Source organism: Parahaliea mediterranea (genome assembly GCF_017255185.1).
Lineage (GTDB): Bacteria > Pseudomonadota > Gammaproteobacteria > Pseudomonadales > Halieaceae > JAFKCZ01.
Map to the genome: position 1 here is coordinate 175,477 of NZ_JAFKCZ010000001.1, position 17,872 is coordinate 193,348.

At 64.5% G+C, this 17,872-nt stretch carries 16 protein-coding genes; 14 read left to right on the forward strand and 2 right to left on the reverse strand.

All coding sequences use genetic code 11. The features are described 5' to 3' along the window. The first annotated feature begins 3 nt into the window (after positions 1-3). Positions 4-882, forward strand: coding sequence for an SDR family NAD(P)-dependent oxidoreductase (locus JYP50_RS00780; protein ID WP_206558546.1), 879 nt, complete (start codon positions 4-6; stop codon positions 880-882). Positions 883-922: 40 nt separating this feature from the next. On the opposite strand, the gene JYP50_RS00785 is transcribed toward JYP50_RS00780, so the two are convergent. Then, positions 923-1,537, reverse strand: coding sequence for a TetR/AcrR family transcriptional regulator (locus JYP50_RS00785; RefSeq protein ID WP_206558547.1), 615 nt, complete (start codon positions 1,535-1,537; stop codon positions 923-925). 69 nt (positions 1,538-1,606) lie between these two features. Continuing rightward, on the reverse strand, positions 1,607-3,274 hold the full coding sequence (gene recN / locus JYP50_RS00790) for a DNA repair protein RecN (RefSeq protein WP_206558548.1): 1,668 nt from the start codon (positions 3,272-3,274) through the stop codon (positions 1,607-1,609). Positions 3,275-3,430: 156 nt separating this feature from the next. Here recN and hrcA point away from each other — a divergent pair, with 156 nt between their 5' ends. From hrcA to JYP50_RS00855, 13 genes are all read left to right on the forward strand, one after another. Then, positions 3,431-4,465, forward strand: a complete 1,035-nt coding sequence (gene hrcA / locus JYP50_RS00795) for a heat-inducible transcriptional repressor HrcA (RefSeq protein WP_206558549.1) — start codon at positions 3,431-3,433, stop codon at positions 4,463-4,465. Positions 4,466-4,619: 154 nt separating this feature from the next. Next, on the forward strand, positions 4,620-5,234 hold the full coding sequence (gene grpE, locus JYP50_RS00800; protein ID WP_431311282.1) for a nucleotide exchange factor GrpE: 615 nt from the start codon (positions 4,620-4,622) through the stop codon (positions 5,232-5,234). Positions 5,235-5,373: 139 nt separating this feature from the next. After that, complete coding sequence (gene dnaK / locus JYP50_RS00805; protein ID WP_206558550.1) at positions 5,374-7,311, forward strand: molecular chaperone DnaK; 1,938 nt, start codon at positions 5,374-5,376, stop codon at positions 7,309-7,311. A 139-nt stretch (positions 7,312-7,450) separates the two neighbouring features. Then, positions 7,451-8,581 carry a molecular chaperone DnaJ gene (dnaJ, locus tag JYP50_RS00810; protein WP_206558551.1) on the forward strand — a complete coding sequence of 377 codons (1,131 nt, stop codon included), beginning with the start codon at positions 7,451-7,453 and terminating at the stop codon, positions 8,579-8,581. Next, positions 8,578-9,408 (forward strand): 4-hydroxy-tetrahydrodipicolinate reductase, encoded by an 831-nt coding sequence (gene dapB, locus JYP50_RS00815; protein WP_206558552.1) that lies wholly within the window; start codon positions 8,578-8,580, stop codon positions 9,406-9,408. Before dnaJ ends, dapB begins: the two co-directional genes overlap by 4 nt. Further along, positions 9,405-10,268: a thioredoxin gene (gene trxA, locus JYP50_RS00820; RefSeq protein ID WP_206558553.1), complete on the forward strand. Its 864-nt coding sequence runs from the start codon at positions 9,405-9,407 to the stop codon at positions 10,266-10,268. Before dapB ends, trxA begins: the two co-directional genes overlap by 4 nt. A 247-nt stretch (positions 10,269-10,515) precedes the next feature. Beyond that, positions 10,516-11,694, forward strand: a complete 1,179-nt coding sequence (locus tag JYP50_RS00825) for an acyl-CoA dehydrogenase family protein (RefSeq protein ID WP_206558554.1) — start codon at positions 10,516-10,518, stop codon at positions 11,692-11,694. Positions 11,695-11,717: 23 nt separating this feature from the next. Then, positions 11,718-12,854, forward strand: coding sequence for an acyl-CoA dehydrogenase family protein (locus JYP50_RS00830; RefSeq protein ID WP_206558555.1), 1,137 nt, complete (start codon positions 11,718-11,720; stop codon positions 12,852-12,854). 126 nt (positions 12,855-12,980) lie between these two features. Continuing rightward, positions 12,981-14,021 carry an LLM class F420-dependent oxidoreductase gene (locus tag JYP50_RS00835; protein ID WP_206558556.1) on the forward strand — a complete coding sequence of 347 codons (1,041 nt, stop codon included), beginning with the start codon at positions 12,981-12,983 and terminating at the stop codon, positions 14,019-14,021. Beyond that, entirely contained in the window at positions 14,021-14,815 is a 795-nt protein-coding gene (locus JYP50_RS00840; RefSeq protein WP_206558557.1) for an SDR family oxidoreductase, read from the forward strand. Before JYP50_RS00835 ends, JYP50_RS00840 begins: the two co-directional genes overlap by 1 nt. After that, positions 14,812-16,587: a bifunctional isocitrate dehydrogenase kinase/phosphatase gene (gene aceK / locus JYP50_RS00845; protein WP_241262683.1), complete on the forward strand. Its 1,776-nt coding sequence runs from the start codon at positions 14,812-14,814 to the stop codon at positions 16,585-16,587. Before JYP50_RS00840 ends, aceK begins: the two co-directional genes overlap by 4 nt. Continuing rightward, positions 16,587-17,294 carry a histidine phosphatase family protein gene (locus JYP50_RS00850; RefSeq protein WP_206558558.1) on the forward strand — a complete coding sequence of 236 codons (708 nt, stop codon included), beginning with the start codon at positions 16,587-16,589 and terminating at the stop codon, positions 17,292-17,294. Before aceK ends, JYP50_RS00850 begins: the two co-directional genes overlap by 1 nt. After that, positions 17,294-17,842: a histidine phosphatase family protein gene (locus tag JYP50_RS00855; protein WP_206558559.1), complete on the forward strand. Its 549-nt coding sequence runs from the start codon at positions 17,294-17,296 to the stop codon at positions 17,840-17,842. Before JYP50_RS00850 ends, JYP50_RS00855 begins: the two co-directional genes overlap by 1 nt. The last annotated feature ends 30 nt before the right edge of the window (positions 17,843-17,872 follow it).

Below are 17,872 nucleotides of genomic sequence, written 5' to 3' on the forward strand. Positions count from 1 at the left end.
CAAGTGGAAGATTTCAATAACAAAGTGGTGGTTATCACCGGCGGCGCCAGCGGCATCGGCAAGGCACTGGCGCGTTCCTTCCTCAAGCAGGGGGCCCGGGTGGTGATCGCCGATGTGGAAGTGGGGGCGCTGGAAGCCGCGCGCGAGGACCTGGCCAGCGATGGCGGCACGGTGCGCGCGGTGGTCACCGACGTCTCCAAGCCCGAGTCGGTGAACGCCCTGGCGGACGCGGTGTTCGATGAGTTCGGCGGCTGCCATGTGCTGTGTAACAACGCCGGGGTCAGCGTGACCAACGCCAATGTCTGGGATACCACGCCCAACGACTGGCTGTGGGTACACGGCGTCAACGTGCGCGGCGTGGCCCACGGTATTCAGGCCTTTGTACCGCGCATGCTGGCCGCGGGCGAGGAGGGCGTTGTGATGAACACCAGCTCCGGCGACGGCGGCATATCCCCCCTGGCCGATCAGTCGGTGTACGCCTCGAGCAAGGCCGGCGTGTCGATCATGACCGAGTGCCTCCAGGCCCAGCTCGCGGGGCAGGGCTCGCGCCTGAGCGCCTGTATTTTTTACCCGTCAGGCGGCATCCTGCCCACCGGCATCTGGACCACCCGGCGCAACCGTCCCGCGGAGCTGGCGCGGGAGAAGCCGGTGCCCGAGGGCGGCGAAATGACCTTCGATGAGTTCATGGCCGGGATGAAGGAGATCGGTGTCGATCTGCCGGTCCAGGATCTGGACGAGCTGGCTGACTTTGCCCTCGACGGCCTGCGCAAGCGCGACTTTGTGATCATGATCGGCCGCGAGGACATGGAGGCGACGCTGGTGGAGCGGGCGCGCAAGCTGGCCAGGGGTGAGTGCCCGATTGCCCACGGTTTGCACGGTTAGTCGGAGCGCTTGGTGTGGGTGAGCGCGACGGCTCCGCGGATCAGTCGCCGCGCACCATGCTTTGCAGCAGGAAATCGCGCAATTCATTGTAGCGCGTGCTGCTGTCGTAGTCGGCCTGGTGGATGGCGTTGAGGATGACCGAATTCACCATGCCGACGGTCATCTCCGCGCAAAAGTCGGCGCAGAGCCCGGGGCGGATTTCCGGCTGATGTTCCCGGAACAGGCGCAGGAAGTAGTCGTTCATGAGTGACAGCAGGGTGCCGCCACTGCTCAGGCTGTGGCCGATGCTGGTGATGGAGTAGCGGGCGAACTCCATCTCGACCTCCGAGCTATCGCGCAGGTGATCGCGCATGCTGTTCAGTACATGACCGAGACGCGCCGCCAGGCCCTGGTGAGCGGCCATGGCCTCGTCGATGCTGCCTTCGATCAGCTCCACCAGGCGGGCGACGCAGATGTCGAACAGCAGCTCGTCCTTGGTGCCGTAGTAGTTGTAGAAAGTCTTGCGCGAGATGTCCACCGCTTCGCAGATGGCGTCGATGGTAACCTCTTCAGTGCCCTTTGCGGCGATCAGCTCCTGCGTCTCGGCTTTGATTTTGTCGCGCAGTTCACGCTTCTTGCGTTCTCGGCGCGAGAGGCTGGGCGCAATCGCATTCAAAACTGGGCTCGCTTTGCTGTCATGGGTAGCACTTTACATGATATGCCGCGGGGCGGCTATTCGCGCCCACTAGGCTGGTTCCCGGGCCGCTTCCTCCAGCATCTCGCGCGCGTGGGCCAGGGTTTGCTCGGTCAGTTTCACGCCGCCGAGCATGCGCGCCACTTCCCGGGTGCGGTCATCGCCGCCCAGTTGCGACAGCGTGGTGTGGGCGGACTTCTTGTCGCTGACCTTGGTGACTTGCAGGTGTTGCTGGCCCTGGGCCGCGACCTGGGGCAGGTGGGTCACGCACAGCACCTGGGTGTTCGCCGCCAGCTTGCGCAGCAGGCGCCCCACCACCTCCGCCACGGCGCCGCCGATGCCCACATCCACCTCGTCGAAGACCATGCAGGGCAGGGCGCTGCCGTGCGCCGTTACCACCTGGATCGCCAGGCTGATGCGCGACAGTTCGCCGCCCGAGGCAATCTTGGCCAGCGCTTGTGGCGCGCCGCCGGGGTTGGTGCTGATCAGCAGCTCGACGTCCTCCCGCCCCTGGGGGTGGGGATTGGCGCTGTCCCGCCGTGGCAGGGCGACCTCGAAGCGGCAGTGCTCCATGGCCAGGGTGGCGAGCACGGCGCTGGCCTCTTTTTCCAGCTTGCGCGCGGCCTTCGCGCGCTGTTTGGATAGTTTCTGCGCGCCTCTTTCGTAGTGCGCAAAGAGCTCGTCGAGGCTGGCTTGCAAGGCCTCGATGCGTTGGTCGCCGCCGGCGAGCCCCTGGGCCTCCTCCAGCAGCTCGGCGTGGGTTTGCGCCAGCGCCTCCGGCTTGACCCGGTGCTTGCGGGCAATGTCGTAGATCGCCTCCAGGCGCTGTTCCACGTCCCGCAGTCGCTCGGGATTGATGTCCACCCCGTCGATATGCTGCTGAATCTCCTGGCGCGCCTCCTGCAGCTGGATGGCGGCGGACTCCAGCAGCTCGCGGGCACTGTTGGCGGCGCGGGTGCTGTGGGTGTCGTCTTCCATTAATTGCAGCGCGCGGCGGCTGCCGCTTTCGTGTTCCTCGCACAATTCCAGCGCCTGGTGGGCGCTGCGCAGGATATCCTCGGCGTTGGCCAGCTGCTTGAGCTCGGCTTCCAGGGCCTCCAGCTCGCCCTCGCCCAGGGCCAGTTGGTCCAGCTCCTCCAGCTGGTAGTTGAGCAGCTGGGCGCGGGCGGTCTGCTCGTCCCGCGCGCTGGCCAGCAGTTCCAGTTCCCGCTGCTGGCGCAGCCAGTCGGAAGCGGTTTGCTCCAGGGAGCGGGCCAGGTCGCGGTGGCCGGCAAAAGCGTCCAGCAGCTGCCGCTGCACGCCCCGTCGCAGCAGCGACTGGTGGGCGTGCTGGCTGTGGATGTCGATCAACAGACCGCCCAGCTCGGCGCAGTCCTGCACCGTGCAGGCGCTGCCGTTGATGTAGGCCCGGCTGCGGCCCTCGGTGGTCACCACCCTGCGCAGCAGGCACTCGTCGCCCTGTAGCAGGTCGCGGGACTTGAGCCACTCGCTGGCCACGGTATTGCCGGCGAGATCGAAGCAGGCGGTGATCTCCGCCCGCCCCGCCCCGTGGCGCACCGCCTTGGGGTCGGCGCGGTCACCCAGGCACAGGCCCAGGGCGTCCAGCATGATCGATTTGCCGGCGCCGGTTTCACCGGTGATTACCGTCATGCCGGCGCCGAATTCCATCTCCAGCGATTCGACGATGGTGTAGTTCTGGATGTTGATGTGGGTGAGCATAGGCGTGCGCGTTGGGGTTTTTCCCATTTATACCGCAGTTGCCCCGGCGGCGGAAACCGCCGCGCGCAGGTGTGTCTATTTTTTTGGCGGGTGGGGCGTTTTGTATTTTACGGGCGGTGTGATACAAAACGCCCAAAAGGACTCATATCAGTGGCAATGGCAACACCCGAACTTTCCGAGCGTGCGCGAGCGGTCCTCAAGGCCCTGGTGGAGCGGCATATCCGCGACGGACAGCCGGTCGGCTCCCGCAGCCTGCTGGAGGAGGCCGGGTTGCCGGTCAGCGCCGCCACCATTCGCAACGTTATGTCGGACCTGGAGGAGCGGGGTTTCCTGCACTCTCCGCACACCTCCGCCGGCCGCGTGCCCACGGCCCTTGGCTACCGCCTGTTTGTTGACCAGCTGCTGCAGGTGCAGCCGCTGGAGTCCGAGGCGGTGCGGGTGCTGCGGGCCGAGCTCAACCCTGATCGGTCCGCCGGCGAGCTGGTGCAGTCCACCTCCAACCTGCTGTCCGCCATTACCGCCCACGCCGGCTTGATCACCGTGCCGCGGGCGGAGTCTAGCCAGTTGCGCCAGGTGGAGTTCTTGCCGCTGTCCGGCGATCGCGTGCTGGTGATCCTGGTGGTCAACGAGCGCGAGGTCCAGAACCGCATCATTCACACCCAGCGGCCGTTTTCCGAGAGCGAGCTGCGCCAGGCGGCGCAGCTGGTCAACCAGCGCTTCGCGGGCCAGCCCCTGGTGTCGGTGCAGGAGCAGATACTGCGTGAAATGGAGGAGGCCCGCAGCCGCATCGACAACTACCTGCAGGCCACCCTGGATCTCGCCTCCCGGGCCCTGGACCAGGACGAGAACGAGGAGGATTACCTGGTGGCGGGAGAGTCCCGGCTGCTGGACAACGCTTCCGCCGAGGAGCTCAGCCGGCTGCGCGAGCTGTTCGACGCCTTCGAGCAGAAAAAAGACGTGCTGCACCTGTTGGAGCGCTGCGCCAGGGCCCAGGGGGTGCAGATTTTCATCGGCGAGGAGGCCGGTTACGAGGCCTTCGGAGACTACAGCGTGGTCACCGCGCCCTACACCGACGGCGCCCGTACCCTGGGGGTGCTGGGGGTGATCGGCCCCACCCGGATGGCCTACGAGCGGGTCATCCCCATCGTGGATGTCACCGCGCGGATGTTGAGCGCGGCGCTGTCTCACTAGCGGTCCCGCCCCGCGGCGGGTCGCTCGTCACGGCAAATCCGCCGGCGCTCTTGAATTCCCCGCCACTGGCCCCACATCCGCTGAATGAGAAGGTACGCAGGGGCATCTGCGCTCCCGCCTATTTGTCGTAAAAAGCCAGGAATGGAGTGAGATCGTGGCCGATCAAGACCAGAAAAAGCCAGATATTGACCCCGCCCCCGAGACCGGGGAGCAGGCAGGCGCCGCCGCGGAGCAGGTGGCGGGCGCCGCCACTGAACAGCCGGCAGCGGCCAACGGCGACAGCGCCCCCGAGGGTGTCGAGGCCGAGGTGGACCAATACGCCCAGCTCGAAGAAGAGCTGGCGCAGATGAAGGATATGGCGCTGCGCGCCCAGGCGGATGCCCAGAACATCAAGCGCCGGGCGGAAATGGACGTCGAAAAAGCGCGCAAGTTCGCCCTGGAGTCCTTCACCCGCGAGCTGTTGCCGGTGGTGGATAACCTGGAGCGCGCGCTGGAAGCGGCCGAGGGCGGCGACGAGCAGGCCAAGCCGATCGTCGAGGGCGTGGAACTCACCCTCAAGAGCCTGATGGACGCCTTGAAGAAGTTCAACATCGAGCCGGTGGACCCCCAGGGCGAGCCCTTCGACCCCCAGCTGCACCAGGCCATGAGCATGGTCGAGAACCCCGAGGTGGAGCCCAACACGGTGATCGCCGTGATGCAAAAGGGCTACACCCTGAACGACAGGCTGGTGCGCCCGGCCATGGTCATGGTCAGCAAGGCGGCCAACTAAAAGGGGTCAGATCCCTTTTTGGTGGCAAACAAAGGGCTCTGACCCCTTTTTGGCCTTGAAAAGCTGTGATCCGGGCCAATATACAGAGCAACGCATAGAACATGGCCGGCGCTGCCGGTCATAAGAAGGAGGCAATACAATGGGAAAGATTATCGGTATCGACCTGGGTACCACCAACTCCTGTGTCGCGGTGTTGGACGGCACCCAGTCGAAAGTGATTGAAAACTCCGAGGGTGATCGCACGACCCCCTCCATCGTCGCCTATACCGAGGACGGCGAGATTCTGGTGGGTCAGAGCGCCAAGCGTCAGGCTGTCACCAACCCGAGCAACACCCTGTTCGCGGTCAAGCGCCTGATCGGTCGCAAGTTCAAGGACGATGTGGTGCAAAAAGACATCAGCATGGTCCCCTACAAGATCATCGAGGCCGAGAACGGCGATGCCTGGGTCCAGGTGAAGGACAACAAGATGGCGCCGCCCCAGGTGTCAGCCGAAGTCCTGCGCAAAATGAAGAAAACCGCCGAGGAGTACCTGGGCGAGAAGGTCGATGCCGCGGTGATCACCGTGCCGGCCTACTTCAACGATTCCCAGCGCCAGGCCACCAAGGACGCCGGCAAGATCGCCGGCCTGGAAGTGAAGCGCATCATCAACGAGCCCACCGCGGCGGCGCTGGCCTATGGCATGGACAAGTCCAAGGGCGACCGCACCGTGGCGGTCTACGACCTGGGCGGCGGTACCTTCGACATCTCCATCATCGAGATTGCCGAAGTGGACGGCGAGCACCAGTTCGAGGTGCTGTCCACCAATGGTGACACCTTCCTCGGTGGCGAGGACTTTGACCTGCGCCTGATCGAGTACCTGGCGGCTGAGTTCAAGAAGGAAAGCGGCATCGACCTGCACAACGATCCGCTGGCCCTGCAGCGCCTGAAAGAGGCGGCCGAAAAGGCCAAGATCGAGCTGTCCAGCTCCCAGCAGACCGAGGTCAACCTGCCCTACATCACCGCGGACGCCTCCGGGCCCAAGCACCTGGTGGTCAAGCTGTCCCGCTCCAAGCTGGAGTCCCTGGTGGAAGAGCTGGTCAAGCGCTCCATGGAGCCGGTGAAGGTTGCCCTGAAGGACGCCGACCTCAGCCCCAGCGAGATCGACGAGGTGATCCTGGTGGGCGGCCAGACCCGCATGCCGCTGGTGCAGAAGGTGGTGACCGACTACTTCGGCAAGGACCCGCGCAAGGACGTGAACCCGGACGAAGCCGTGGCCATGGGCGCCGCCATCCAGGGCGCTGTGCTGGGCGGTGACGTCAAGGACGTGCTGCTGCTGGACGTGACTCCGCTGACCCTGGGTATCGAGACCATGGGCGGCGTGGCCACCCCGGTGATCGAGAAGAACACCACGATTCCGACCAAGAAGTCGCAGACCTTCTCGACCGCGGAAGACAACCAGACCGCGGTGACCATCCACGTGGTGCAGGGCGAGCGCAAGCAGGCGAGCCAGAACAAGTCGCTGGGCCGTTTCGACCTGGCGGACATCCCGCCGGCGCCGCGCGGCATGCCGCAGATCGAGGTGACCTTCGACCTGGACGCCAACGGTATCCTGCACGTGTACGCCAAGGACAAGGCCACCAACAAGGAGCAGTCGATCCGCATCACTGCCTCCGGCGGTCTGTCCGAGGAGGATATCGAGAAGATGGTGGCGGACGCCGAGGCCAACGCCGAGGCGGACAAGAAGTTCGAGGAGCTGATCACCGCCCGCAACACCTGCGAGGGCCTGATTCACGCCGCGAAGAAGACCATCGAGGAAGCCGGCGAACACGCCACGGGCGAAGAGAAGGCGGCTATTGAAGCCGCGGTTTCCGAGGCCGAGGAGGCGATCAAGGGCGACGACAAGGACGCCATCGACGCCGCCGCCAACAAGCTCACCGAAGCCACGGGTCCGGTCGCCCAGAAGATGTACCAGGCCCAGGCCGCCGCCGGTGAAGGCGCGGCTGGCGCGGGCGAGGCCGGCGGTGAATCGGCTTCCAAGTCCGCCGACGACGACGTGGTTGACGCCGAGTTCGAGGAAGTCAACGACGACAAGAAGTAAGCACGTAGTTGGTGCTCGCCCGCCGCCCTCCCGGCATTGCCGGGGGGGCGTCGAGGCGGAATCGAGAAGCGATTTAACGCGGGACACAAGGGCCCGCGTAGTTGTTTGTAAAAGGGATTAACCAGGGCCACGGCCGTCTATGTCAAAACGCGATTATTACGAGGTGCTCGGGGTAGAGCGCGGCACCGACGAAAAAGAGATCAAGAAGGCCTACCGCCGGGTGGCGATGAAGTACCACCCGGACCGCAACCCAGACGATCCGGACGCGGACCACAAGTTCAAGGAGGCCACCGAGGCCTACGATGTGCTGATGGACCGCGAGAAGCGGGCGGCCTACGACCAGTTCGGCCACGCCGGTGTCGATCCCAGCATGGGCGGTGGTGCCGGCGGTTTCGGTGGCGGCGGCTTCAGCGATATTTTCGGCGACGTCTTCGGCGATATCTTCGGCGGCGGCGGCCGGGGCCGGGGTGGCCCCCAGCGCGGCTCCGACCTGCGCTACACGCTGGACGTCTCCCTGGAGGACGCGGTGCGCGGAACCACTGTGGAAATCCGCGTGCCCACCCTGGCGAATTGCGAGGAGTGTGACGGCTCGGGCGCCCGCAAGGGCAGCTCGCCCACGACTTGCGGCACCTGCGGTGGCATGGGCCAGGTGCGCATGCAGCAGGGCCTGTTCGCGGTGCAGCAGACCTGCCCCACCTGCCGTGGCCGTGGCAAGACCATTACCGATCCCTGCCGCAAGTGCCACGGCCAGGGCCGCGTCGAACAGAGCAAGACCCTGTCGGTGAAAGTGCCCCCGGGTGTCGACACCGGCGATCGCATCCGCCTGTCCGGCGAAGGCGAGGCGGGGCCCGAGGGCGGACCGCCCGGGGATCTGTTCGTGCAGATCTCGGTGCGCCAGCACCCCATTTTCGAGCGCGACGGCAAGCACCTCTACTGTGAGGTGCCCATTACCTTTGTCGACGCCGCGCTGGGCGGCGAGTTGGAGGTGCCCACCCTGGACGGCCGGGTCAAATTGAAGATCCCGGCGGAGACCCAGACCGGCAAGCTGTTCCGGCTGCGCGGCAAGGGTGTCAAACCGGTGCGCGGCGGCAGCGTGGGCGATTTGCTGTGCCGCGCCGTGGTGGAAACCCCGGTCAACCTCAGCAAGAAGCAAAAGGAACTGCTGCGGGAGTTCCAGGAGAGCCTGGGCCAGGGCGGCAACGCACAGTCGCCGCGCCAGACCAGCTGGTTCGAGGGCGTGAAGAACTTTTTTGAAGATATGAAGCCATGACAGTACGCGTAGGAATTACCGGTGCCGCCGGCCGCATGGGCCGGACCCTGGTGGAGGCGGTGGCCGCCGCCGAGGGTTTACAGCTTGCCGCGGCCCTGGAGCGGCCCGACAGCAGCCTGGTGGGGGCCGACGCCGGCGAACTGGCCGGGCAGGGCAAGAACGGCATCGCCGTGGCGGGAGATCTCGCCGATGTGGTTGGCGATATCGATGTGTTGATCGATTTCAGCGTGCCCGACGCCACCCTTGCCAACGTGGCCCTGTGCGCCGAGCACGGCGTGGCGGTGGTGATTGGCACCACCGGATTCACCCCGAAACAGCAGGCGCGGATCGATGCCGCTGCGTCGCGGGTGGGGGTGTGCAAGGCCTCCAATTTCAGCACCGGCGTCAACCTGTGTTTCAAACTGCTGGATATGGCCGCGCGGGTGCTGGGTGACGATGTCGACGTGGAGATCGTCGAGGCCCACCACCGCCACAAGATCGACGCCCCCTCGGGTACCGCCCTGAGCATGGGCGGCGTGGTGGCCAACGCCCTCGGCCGCGACCTCGCCGAAGTGGCGGTCTACGGCCGCGAGGGGCAGACCGGCGCCCGGGACCGGGATACCATCGGCTTCGCCACCGTGCGCGCCGGCGATATCGTGGGTGACCACACAGTGCTGTTCGCCGCCGAGGGCGAGCGGATCGAGATTACCCACAAGGCTTCCAGCCGGATGTCCTTCGCTCGCGGCGCGGTGCGCGCGGCGCGCTGGCTGGCCGGCCGCGATGCGGGCCTGTACGACATGCAGGATGTGCTCGGTTTTAAAGAGATGGCTGGGGAGGAGCGCCAATGAACGCTGCCACGGACTACATTGTCGATATCGACGAAAGCAATGCCGCCCAGCTACTGATCGAGGAATCCCACCAACGCCCGGTGGTGGTCGATTTCTGGGCCGACTGGTGCGAGCCCTGCAAGGTGCTGATGCCGGTACTGGAGAAGATCGCCCACGATTACCAGGGCGCCTTCCTGCTGGCCAAGGTCAACGCCGACCAGCAGCAGATGATTACCCAGCAGTTTGGCGTGCGCAGCCTGCCCACGGTAATGGTGATCCAGGGCGGCCAGCCGGTAGACGGCTTCGCCGGCGCCCAGTCGGAAGCGCAGGTGCGCGAGCTGCTGCAGAAATACCTGCCCAAGCCCTGGGACGGCCTGCTGCAGCTGGCCCAGGAGGCCATGGCCCGCGGCGATTTCGCCGCCGCATTGACCCCCCTGCGCCAGGCCTGGGAGGAATCCGGCCACCAGCACGAGATCACCCTGGCCTACGCCCAGGCCCTGATCGAGGCCATGCGCCTGGACGAGGCCGAGCAGGTGCTGGGCACCGTGCGCATGGCGGACCAGGACGCAACCTGGGAGCAGCTCACCGCGCAACTCAAGCTCAAGCGCGAGGCCGCCAAGTCTCCGGAAATCGAGGCCCTGGAAGCGCAACTGGAGCAGGACCCGGACAATCACGACATCCGCGCCCAGCTCGCCGTGGCCTACTCCGACGCGGGTTACGCCAAGGACGCGCTGGAGAACCTCTTCTCCATTCTGCGCACCGACCTCAACCACGCTGATGGCGCCACCAAAAAAGCTTTATTGGACGCCATTACCAGCCTAGGCAAGGGCGACCCCCTGGCCGCCGAGTACCAGCGCAAGCTTTACAGCCTGTTGTATTGATCGAGGGCCTGGCCGAATGAATTCGGCCCTACACGCGAGGCAATCACTCCCCCTGTAGGGCCGAATTCATTCGGCCAACCCCCGGCACGTTCGCCCAGCCCCCGTCACATTCGACCCTCCGCCATGCCGCTTTACCCCGAGCGGGCTGTCATCTCCAGCTTGTCTCGCGCCCCCAATCCGGCTATCGTACATGCCCGCTCAATAAAAAACATACCGAAAGGTCAAATCCAGCACCCAGGAGGTTTTCATGGATACCCGTTTCGCCCCCGAGGACATCGCCTTTCGCGACGAAGTCCGGGCTTTTTTCGACAAGGCCTATGACGAGGAATTGCAGGCCCGCCTCGCCAACCTGGATACCTTCAAGGACGCGGTGATCGACTGGCAGAAGCGCCTGTACGAGCAGGGCTGGGTGGCGCCCAATTGGCCGAAGGAATACGGCGGGCCGGGCTGGAACCACACCCAGAAGTTCATCTTCGACAGCGAGCGCGCCGCGCGCGGCATTCGCGATGTGATCCCCTTCGGCCTGCAGATGGTGGCCCCGGTCATCTATACCTTCGGCAACGACGAGCAGAAGGCGCGCTTCCTGCCGCGCATCCTGAGCAGCGACGACTGGTGGTGCCAGGGCTACTCCGAGACGGGCGCGGGCTCCGACCTGGCCTCCCTCAAAACCAAGGCCGAGCTGGACGGCGACGAATACGTGGTCAATGGCGCCAAGATCTGGACCAGCTATGCCCAGTATGCCGACTGGATTTTCTGCCTGGTGCGCACCAACAGCGAGGGCCGGAAGCAGGAGGGCATCAGCTTCCTGCTGATTGACATGCACTCACCGGGCATCAAGGTCAACCCCATCGTCTCGATCGATAACCACCACAGCCTGAACGAGGTGGAATTCAACGATGTGCGGGTGCCGGTGGCCAACCGCATCGGCGAGCAGGACAAGGGCTGGACCTACGCCAAGGCCCTGCTGGCCCACGAACGCACCACCATCGCCGGCGTGGCCGATAGCAAGCGCAACTTCAACGAGGTGCGCGAACTGGCGGCGGCGGAGGTCAACGGCGGCAAGCGCCTGATTGACGACCCGCTGTTCCGCAAGCGCCTGTCGGATATCGAGATCGAGCTGATGGCGCTGGAGTTCACCGAACTGCGGGTGCTGGCCACGGTGGCGGCGGGGGGCGCGCCGGGCGCGGAGTCTTCCCTGCTCAAGATCAAGGGCACCGAGATGCAGCAGGCGGTGCAGGAGCTGCGCATGGACCTGGCGGCCTACTACCAGGGCGTGCTGCCCACCGACCTGTCGCCGGAGCAGCTCGGCCACGCCTTCGGCAGCGCCGCGCGCCAGTCCTACATGTACGGTCGCGCCGCCACCATCTACGGTGGCTCCAACGAGGTGCAGAAGAACATCATCGCCAAGGCCGTGCTCGGCCTGTAATCGCGTAACCGGAGATCCAGTCCATGAATTTCGATTTCACTGAAGAACAGACCATGCTCCGGGACAGCGTGGCGCGCTATGTCCAGGACAGCTACGATTTTGAAACCCGGCGTAAAATCGCCGATTCCGACGCCGGGATCAGCCGCGAGCACTGGCGGACCTTCGCCGAGCTCGGCTGGTTGTCGGTGCCCTTCGCCGAGGAGTTCGGCGGTTTCGGCGGCAACCATGTCGACACCATGGTGGTGATGGAGGAGCTGGGCAAGGGCCTGGTGCTCGAACCCTATCTTGCCTCCGTGCTGCTCTTTGGCGGCCTGCTGCAGCGCAGCGACAACGGCCCCTTGCAGGGCGAGTACATTCCCCGCGTCATCGAGGGTAGCTGCTTGGGGGCTTTCGCCTACCTGGAGCGCCAGAGCCGCTTCGAGCTCACCGATATCAAAACGCGCGCCGAATCGGCGGGCGATGCCTACACCCTCAACGGCGAAAAGGTCGCGGTGTTCAACGGCGCCAACGCCGACACCCTGATCGTGTCCGCGCGGACTGCCGGCGGGCAGTCCGATCGCGAGGGCATCAGCTTGTTCCTGTTGCCGGCGGATGCCGCGGGGGTCACGGTGACCCCCTACGGGATGATGGATGGCCAGCGAGTGGCCAACATCGTGTTGGAGAATGTCAGCGTGCCCGCGGGCAACCGGCTCGGTGCCGAGGGTGACGGCATGGCCCTGATGGAACCGGTGGTGCGGGACGCGATCCTGGCCCTGTGCGCCGAGGCGCTCGGCATTATGGCGCAGCTCAACGCCAAGACCCTGGAATACACCAAGACGCGCAAGCAGTTCGGGGTGGCGATCGGCAGCTTCCAGGCCCTGCAGCACCGCATGGTCGATACCTTCATGGCCTACGAGCAGACCAAATCCCTGTTGTATCGCGCGGTGTGCGAGGTGGAGGAGGGCGCCGATACCGCGGCGAGCACGGTCCACGCCCTCAAGGTCCAGGTGGACAAGGCGGGACGGCAGGTTTTCGGCGAGGCAATCCAGCTTCACGGGGGCATGGGGCTCACCGACGAGCTGGATATCGGGCACTTCGCTAAGCGCCTGATGATGATCAATACCACCTTTGGCAATGCCGACCATCACCAGGCGGCCTTTAACGCAGCGCGCTATGGTTAATGAACGTTCCGCGCCCGGTTTGTTTTGCGCTGCGGCCGGGCGTGGCGTAAGTTAGGAAGCATACCGCCAACCATTCAATTCCGCGGCCGCCCCCTCCGGGGAGGTGGCGTCACCTGGAGACCTACTATGAAACTCGGCTTTTTGCTCGGCTACTCCGGCAAGCAGATTCACATCCCACTGGACCTCATCCGGCAGGCGGAATCCATGGGCTTCGATTCGGTATGGACCGCCGAGGCCTACGGCAATGACGCGGTGACGGCGGCCTCCTGGGTGTTGGCCCAGACCGAGAAGATCCGCGTGGGCACCGCGATCATGCAGATGCCGGCGCGGACGCCGGCGATGTGCGCGATGACCGCGATGTCCCTCGACCAGCTGTCCGGCGGCCGTTTTATCGTGGGCCTGGGCGCTTCCGGGCCGCAGGTGGTGGAGGGCTGGCACGGCGTGCCCTACGGCAAGCCGGTGACCCGCACCAAGGAGTACATCCAGATACTGCGCAAGATCTTCGCCCGCGAGGGGCCGGTGTCGTTCGACGGCGACATGTACCAGCTGCCCAACACGGGTCCTGGCACCACTGGCCTCGGCAAGCCGCTGAAGTCCATCCTGGAGGGCAACCCCGACATTCCCATCTACACCGCGTCGATCACCCCCGCGGGCCTGCGCTGCGCCGGCGAGGTCGCCGACGGCGTGTTCCCGGTGTGGATGGACCCGAACAAGTTCGATGTCCTGGGCGAGCATATCGAGAAGGGATTCGCCAAGGCGGGCAACGGTAAGAGCCTGAAAGACTTTGATATCGCCCCCTTCGTGTCGGTGGCGATGAACGACGATCTCGACGCCGCCTATGACTCCCTGCGCCCCTGGCTGGCGCTGTATATCGGTGGCATGGGCGCCAGGGACAAGAACTTCTACAACGATTACGCCACGCGTCTGGGTTACGGCGACGCGGCAAAACAGATCCAGGAGCTTTACCTGTCCGGCAAGAAAGCCGAAGCGGAAGCCCAGGTGCCCAAGGAGCTGCTGGATGACGTGGCGCTGGTGGGTCCCAGGGAGCGCATCATTGAACGCCTCGCCCCGTGGAAGGAGGCCGGCAAGCGCGGTGAGGTGGGCACCATGCTGTTGGGCGTGCACGACCCCGAGGTACTGGAGCTGTTCGCCCGGGAGCTGCTCTGATGCAGCTGGCGGGCAAGGTTGCCGTGGTCACCGGCGGTGCCAATGGCATCGGCAAGGCCCTGTGCGAGCGTTTTCATGCCGAAGGCGCCGCCAAGGTAGTGGTCGTTGACCTCGAGGAGGACAACGCCCGGCGGGTCGCGGAGGCCATCGACGGCGACGCCTACGGTGTGGATGTGCGCGACGAAGCGCAGGTCGCGGCGATGGTGAAAGACGTCGAGCAGCGCCTCGGCCGCATCGACCTGTTTTGCAGCAATGCCGGCATCATCGCCGGGGACGGCGAGCCCTGGTGGGCCACCTCCGCCCCCAACAGCACCTGGCAGGCGATGTGGGACATTCATGTGATGTCCCATGTCTACGCGGCGCGGGCTTGCCTGCCGGCCATGATCGAATGCGGCGAAGGCTATTTCCTCAATACCGCCTCCGCCGCCGGCCTGTTGAACCAGGTTGGCGACGCGGCCTATTCCACCACCAAGCACGCCGCCATCGGCTTTGCCGAGGCGCTGGCCATTACCCATGGCGATGATGGCATCAAGGTATCGGTGCTGTGTCCCCAGGCGGTGGCCACGCGCATGATCGGCGATAATAAAGACGGTGGCACAGCGGGCGTGGACGGCGTGATCAGCGCCGAGGACGTGGCCCAGGCGGTGATCGAGGGGCTCGACACGGAACAATTCCTGATTTTGCCGCACCGCGAGGTGGCCGACTACCGGGCCAACAAGGCGGAGAGTTACGATCGCTGGTTGGGCGGTATGCGTAAGCTGCGCCGTAAATACGGCAACCCCAAGCTGTCATGAACAAGGGAGACGCCACCGCGAGTTGGGGAGTGGAAAAGCAGGAACGCTTTGCCCGCTGCATCCTCAACGGCTTTGAATCCTATTTCGCCGAGTTCCAGAACATTACCCTCGCTGCGCGCACGCGCTTCGAAAATGCCGACTGGCAGGGCATGCACCGCGCCTCCATCGAGCGCATCGACCTGTACAAGTCGAAAACCACCGCGGTGCTCGACGTGGTGCAGTTGATTGCCGGTGACCAGCTGCGCGATTTCGAGTTCTGGACCGAGACCAAGGCGGTCTATGCCGAACTGATTCGCGGCCACGACAATTTCGAGATGGCCGAGACCTTCTTCAACTCGGTGTACTGCGCGGTGTTCAAGCACCTCAAGATACGCGATGAGCACGCTTTTGTGTTCTCCCCCCAGGGCGATATGCCGCCATCTGATTTCACCCGCGTGGTGCGGCGCTACCCGCTTGAGGGTTCGCTGCCGTCGGTTTTGCAGCGCCTGTTTGACGATTACGCCTTCAGCTTGCCCTACGAGGATATCCAGCGCGATATCGGTCACATCGTCGAGGCCATGAACAACTACCTGCCCGGGCGCTTCGACCTGTCGCGCGACGAGGTGGAGTTCCAGATCCTCGAGCACTACTTCTTCCGCAACAAGGGTGCATATATCGTCGGCCGGATAGTCTCCGGATCCGATTCGATGCCCATTGTATTTCCCATCCAGCAGAGCGAGACGGGAGAAGTCTTCGTGGACACGGTGCTGTTTGGCGCCGACAAGTGCAGTGTGCTGTTCAGTTTTACCCGCTCCTACTTCATGGTGGATGCAAGTATCCCCTCCCAGTATGTGTTGTTCCTGCAGCAACTCATGCCCGCCAAGCCCATCTCGGAGATCTACAGCGCGATGGGTTACAACAAGCACGGCAAAACCTACTACTACCGCTGCGCGCATCGGCACATGACGCGCACCACGGACAAGTTCATCATCGCCCCGGGGATCAAGGGCATGGTGATGAGCGTATTTACCATGCCGTCCTATGAGTTCGTGTTCAAGATCATCAAGGACCGCTTCACTCCGCCCAAGGAGATGACCCACGAGCAGGTGAAGGAGAAGTACCGCCTGGTGAAGCGCTGGGACCGGGCGGGGCGTATGGCCGATACCCAGGAGTTCACCAACCTGGCCTTTGCCCGGGAGCGCTTCTCCGAGGAGTTGATGGAGGAACTGCACAAGGTGGCGCCATCGGTGATCGAGGAACACGGCAAGGCCTTGATCATCAAGCACGTCTATGTGGAGCGGCGCATGACGCCGCTCAACCTCTACTTGCAGGACGCCGATGAAGAGCAGGTGGCGGCGGTAATGGATGAGTACGGCAACGCCATCAAGCAGCTCGCCGCGGCGAATATTTTCCCGGGCGACATGCTGTTGAAGAATTTTGGCGTCACCCGCCACGGTCGGGTGGTGTTTTACGACTACGACGAGATCCAGCCCCTGACCGACTGCAACTTTCGCCGGATCCCAGAGCCCCGTACCGAGGCCGAGGAAATGGCCAGCAAACCCTGGTACACGGTGGGGCCCAACGACATTTTTCCCGAGGAATTCCGCCTGTTCTTCTCGGGCAATCAGCGCGCGAGAAAGGTGTTTGACGCCATGCACAGCGATATCTACGAAGCGGAGTTCTGGCAGGGACTGCAATCGCGCATTCGCGATGGCCATATCGAGGACTTCTTCCCCTATCGCCGGAAACTGCGGTTCCCGCGCGAGCCCCGGTCAATGCGGGAGGTGGGTTGATGGCCACGTTATACCTGATCCGTCACGGCCAGGCGTCCTTCGGCGCCGAGGACTATGACAAACTGTCGGAACTTGGCTGTCGGCAGGCAAGCGCGGTGGGCCGCTACCTTGCCGCCCACGGCATTTACCTGGACGCCGCCTACAGTGGCAACTTGTTGCGCCAGCGGGAGACGACTGAGCTCGCCCTCGCGTCGCAGCCGCAAGCCGTGCCCCATCAAATCGACTCGCGATTCAACGAGGTGCGCAACGACGAGCAAATAGAGCACCTCGTGCCGCGGATTGTCGAAAGCAACCCCGCAATCCGCGCGTTGATGGAAAAGGGCTTGAGCCAGAGCAAGGACTACCAGAAAGTCATCGAGGCTGTGTTCAATTACTGGGTTTCGCCGCAGTGCGACGCGGCGGGCATCCAGAGCTGGGAGGATTACGCCGGCGGGGTTCGCGATGCGCTCGGGGACCTGGTGCGCGAGCAGGGCTCGGGCAAGACGGTGGCGGTGTTCACCTCTGGCGGCACCATTGCCACGGCAGTGTCGCAGGTACTCGGGCTCGGCGGCGAGCACGCCTACAAGTTCTACGAGCCGGTATTCAACTGCTCCATTACCCAGCTGTTTTACAGTGGCGACAAAATTTCCCTGTCCTACTTCAACGACCGCTCCTTCCTGCAGCTGATGGGGCGCGAGACTGACGAGAACCTGGTCACCTACCGTTGATGGACATTATGCTGGTGCGTCACGGGGAAGCGTCCGCCGAGTGGGGGCAGCACGAAGACCCCGGTCTCAGCGCCCTGGGGCGGCAGCAGGCCGCGGAAGCCGCCGAGGCCCTGCGGGTGACGGTGAATCCCGATTGGGGCTTGTACAGCAGTCCCCAGGCCCGGGCGATGGAAACCGCGGAGCCGCTCGCCCGCTCGCTTGGCGTAGCGGCGCGAATCGAGGAGGCATTCCGCGAAATTCCCGCGCCAGTGCCGTTGGCCGGCCGCAAGGCGTGGCTGCGCCAGTTCATGCGGGAATCGTGGCGGACTCAACCCGATTCCCTGTGGCAGTGGCGTGAAGGTATCCTCGGGCGCTTGCGCGAACTGGGCGCCCCCGCAGTGGTTTATACCCACTTCCTGGTCATCAATACCGTGGTGGTTGCCGCCGAGGAGCGGGACGATACCCTGTGTTTCTGGCCGGATAACGGCTCCATTACGCACCTGCGCCTGGAAGGGGGACGCCTGTCCGTGGTGACGCTTGGCCGGGCAATGAAAACCGTGGTGAACTGAGCCCGTCACACCGTCACACCGTCACACCGT

Excerpts from the sequence above, each read along its gene's own strand:
- hrcA (WP_206558549.1), top strand. The coding sequence starts at position 3,431 with ATGGCAACACCCGAACTTTCCGAGCGTGCGCGAGCGGTCCTCAAGGCC.
- dnaK (WP_206558550.1), top strand. The coding sequence starts at position 5,374 with ATGGGAAAGATTATCGGTATCGACCTGGGTACCACCAACTCCTGTGTC.
- JYP50_RS00825 (WP_206558554.1), top strand. The coding sequence starts at position 10,516 with ATGGATACCCGTTTCGCCCCCGAGGACATCGCCTTTCGCGACGAAGTC.
- dapB (WP_206558552.1), top strand. The coding sequence starts at position 8,578 with ATGACAGTACGCGTAGGAATTACCGGTGCCGCCGGCCGCATGGGCCGG.
- aceK (WP_241262683.1), top strand. The coding sequence starts at position 14,812 with ATGAACAAGGGAGACGCCACCGCGAGTTGGGGAGTGGAAAAGCAGGAA.
- dnaJ (WP_206558551.1), top strand. The coding sequence starts at position 7,451 with ATGTCAAAACGCGATTATTACGAGGTGCTCGGGGTAGAGCGCGGCACC.
- recN (WP_206558548.1), bottom strand. The coding sequence starts at position 3,274 with ATGCTCACCCACATCAACATCCAGAACTACACCATCGTCGAATCGCTG.
- JYP50_RS00855 (WP_206558559.1), top strand. The coding sequence starts at position 17,294 with ATGGACATTATGCTGGTGCGTCACGGGGAAGCGTCCGCCGAGTGGGGG.
- trxA (WP_206558553.1), top strand. The coding sequence starts at position 9,405 with ATGAACGCTGCCACGGACTACATTGTCGATATCGACGAAAGCAATGCC.
- JYP50_RS00850 (WP_206558558.1), top strand. The coding sequence starts at position 16,587 with ATGGCCACGTTATACCTGATCCGTCACGGCCAGGCGTCCTTCGGCGCC.
- JYP50_RS00835 (WP_206558556.1), top strand. The coding sequence starts at position 12,981 with ATGAAACTCGGCTTTTTGCTCGGCTACTCCGGCAAGCAGATTCACATC.
- JYP50_RS00840 (WP_206558557.1), top strand. The coding sequence starts at position 14,021 with ATGCAGCTGGCGGGCAAGGTTGCCGTGGTCACCGGCGGTGCCAATGGC.
- JYP50_RS00830 (WP_206558555.1), top strand. The coding sequence starts at position 11,718 with ATGAATTTCGATTTCACTGAAGAACAGACCATGCTCCGGGACAGCGTG.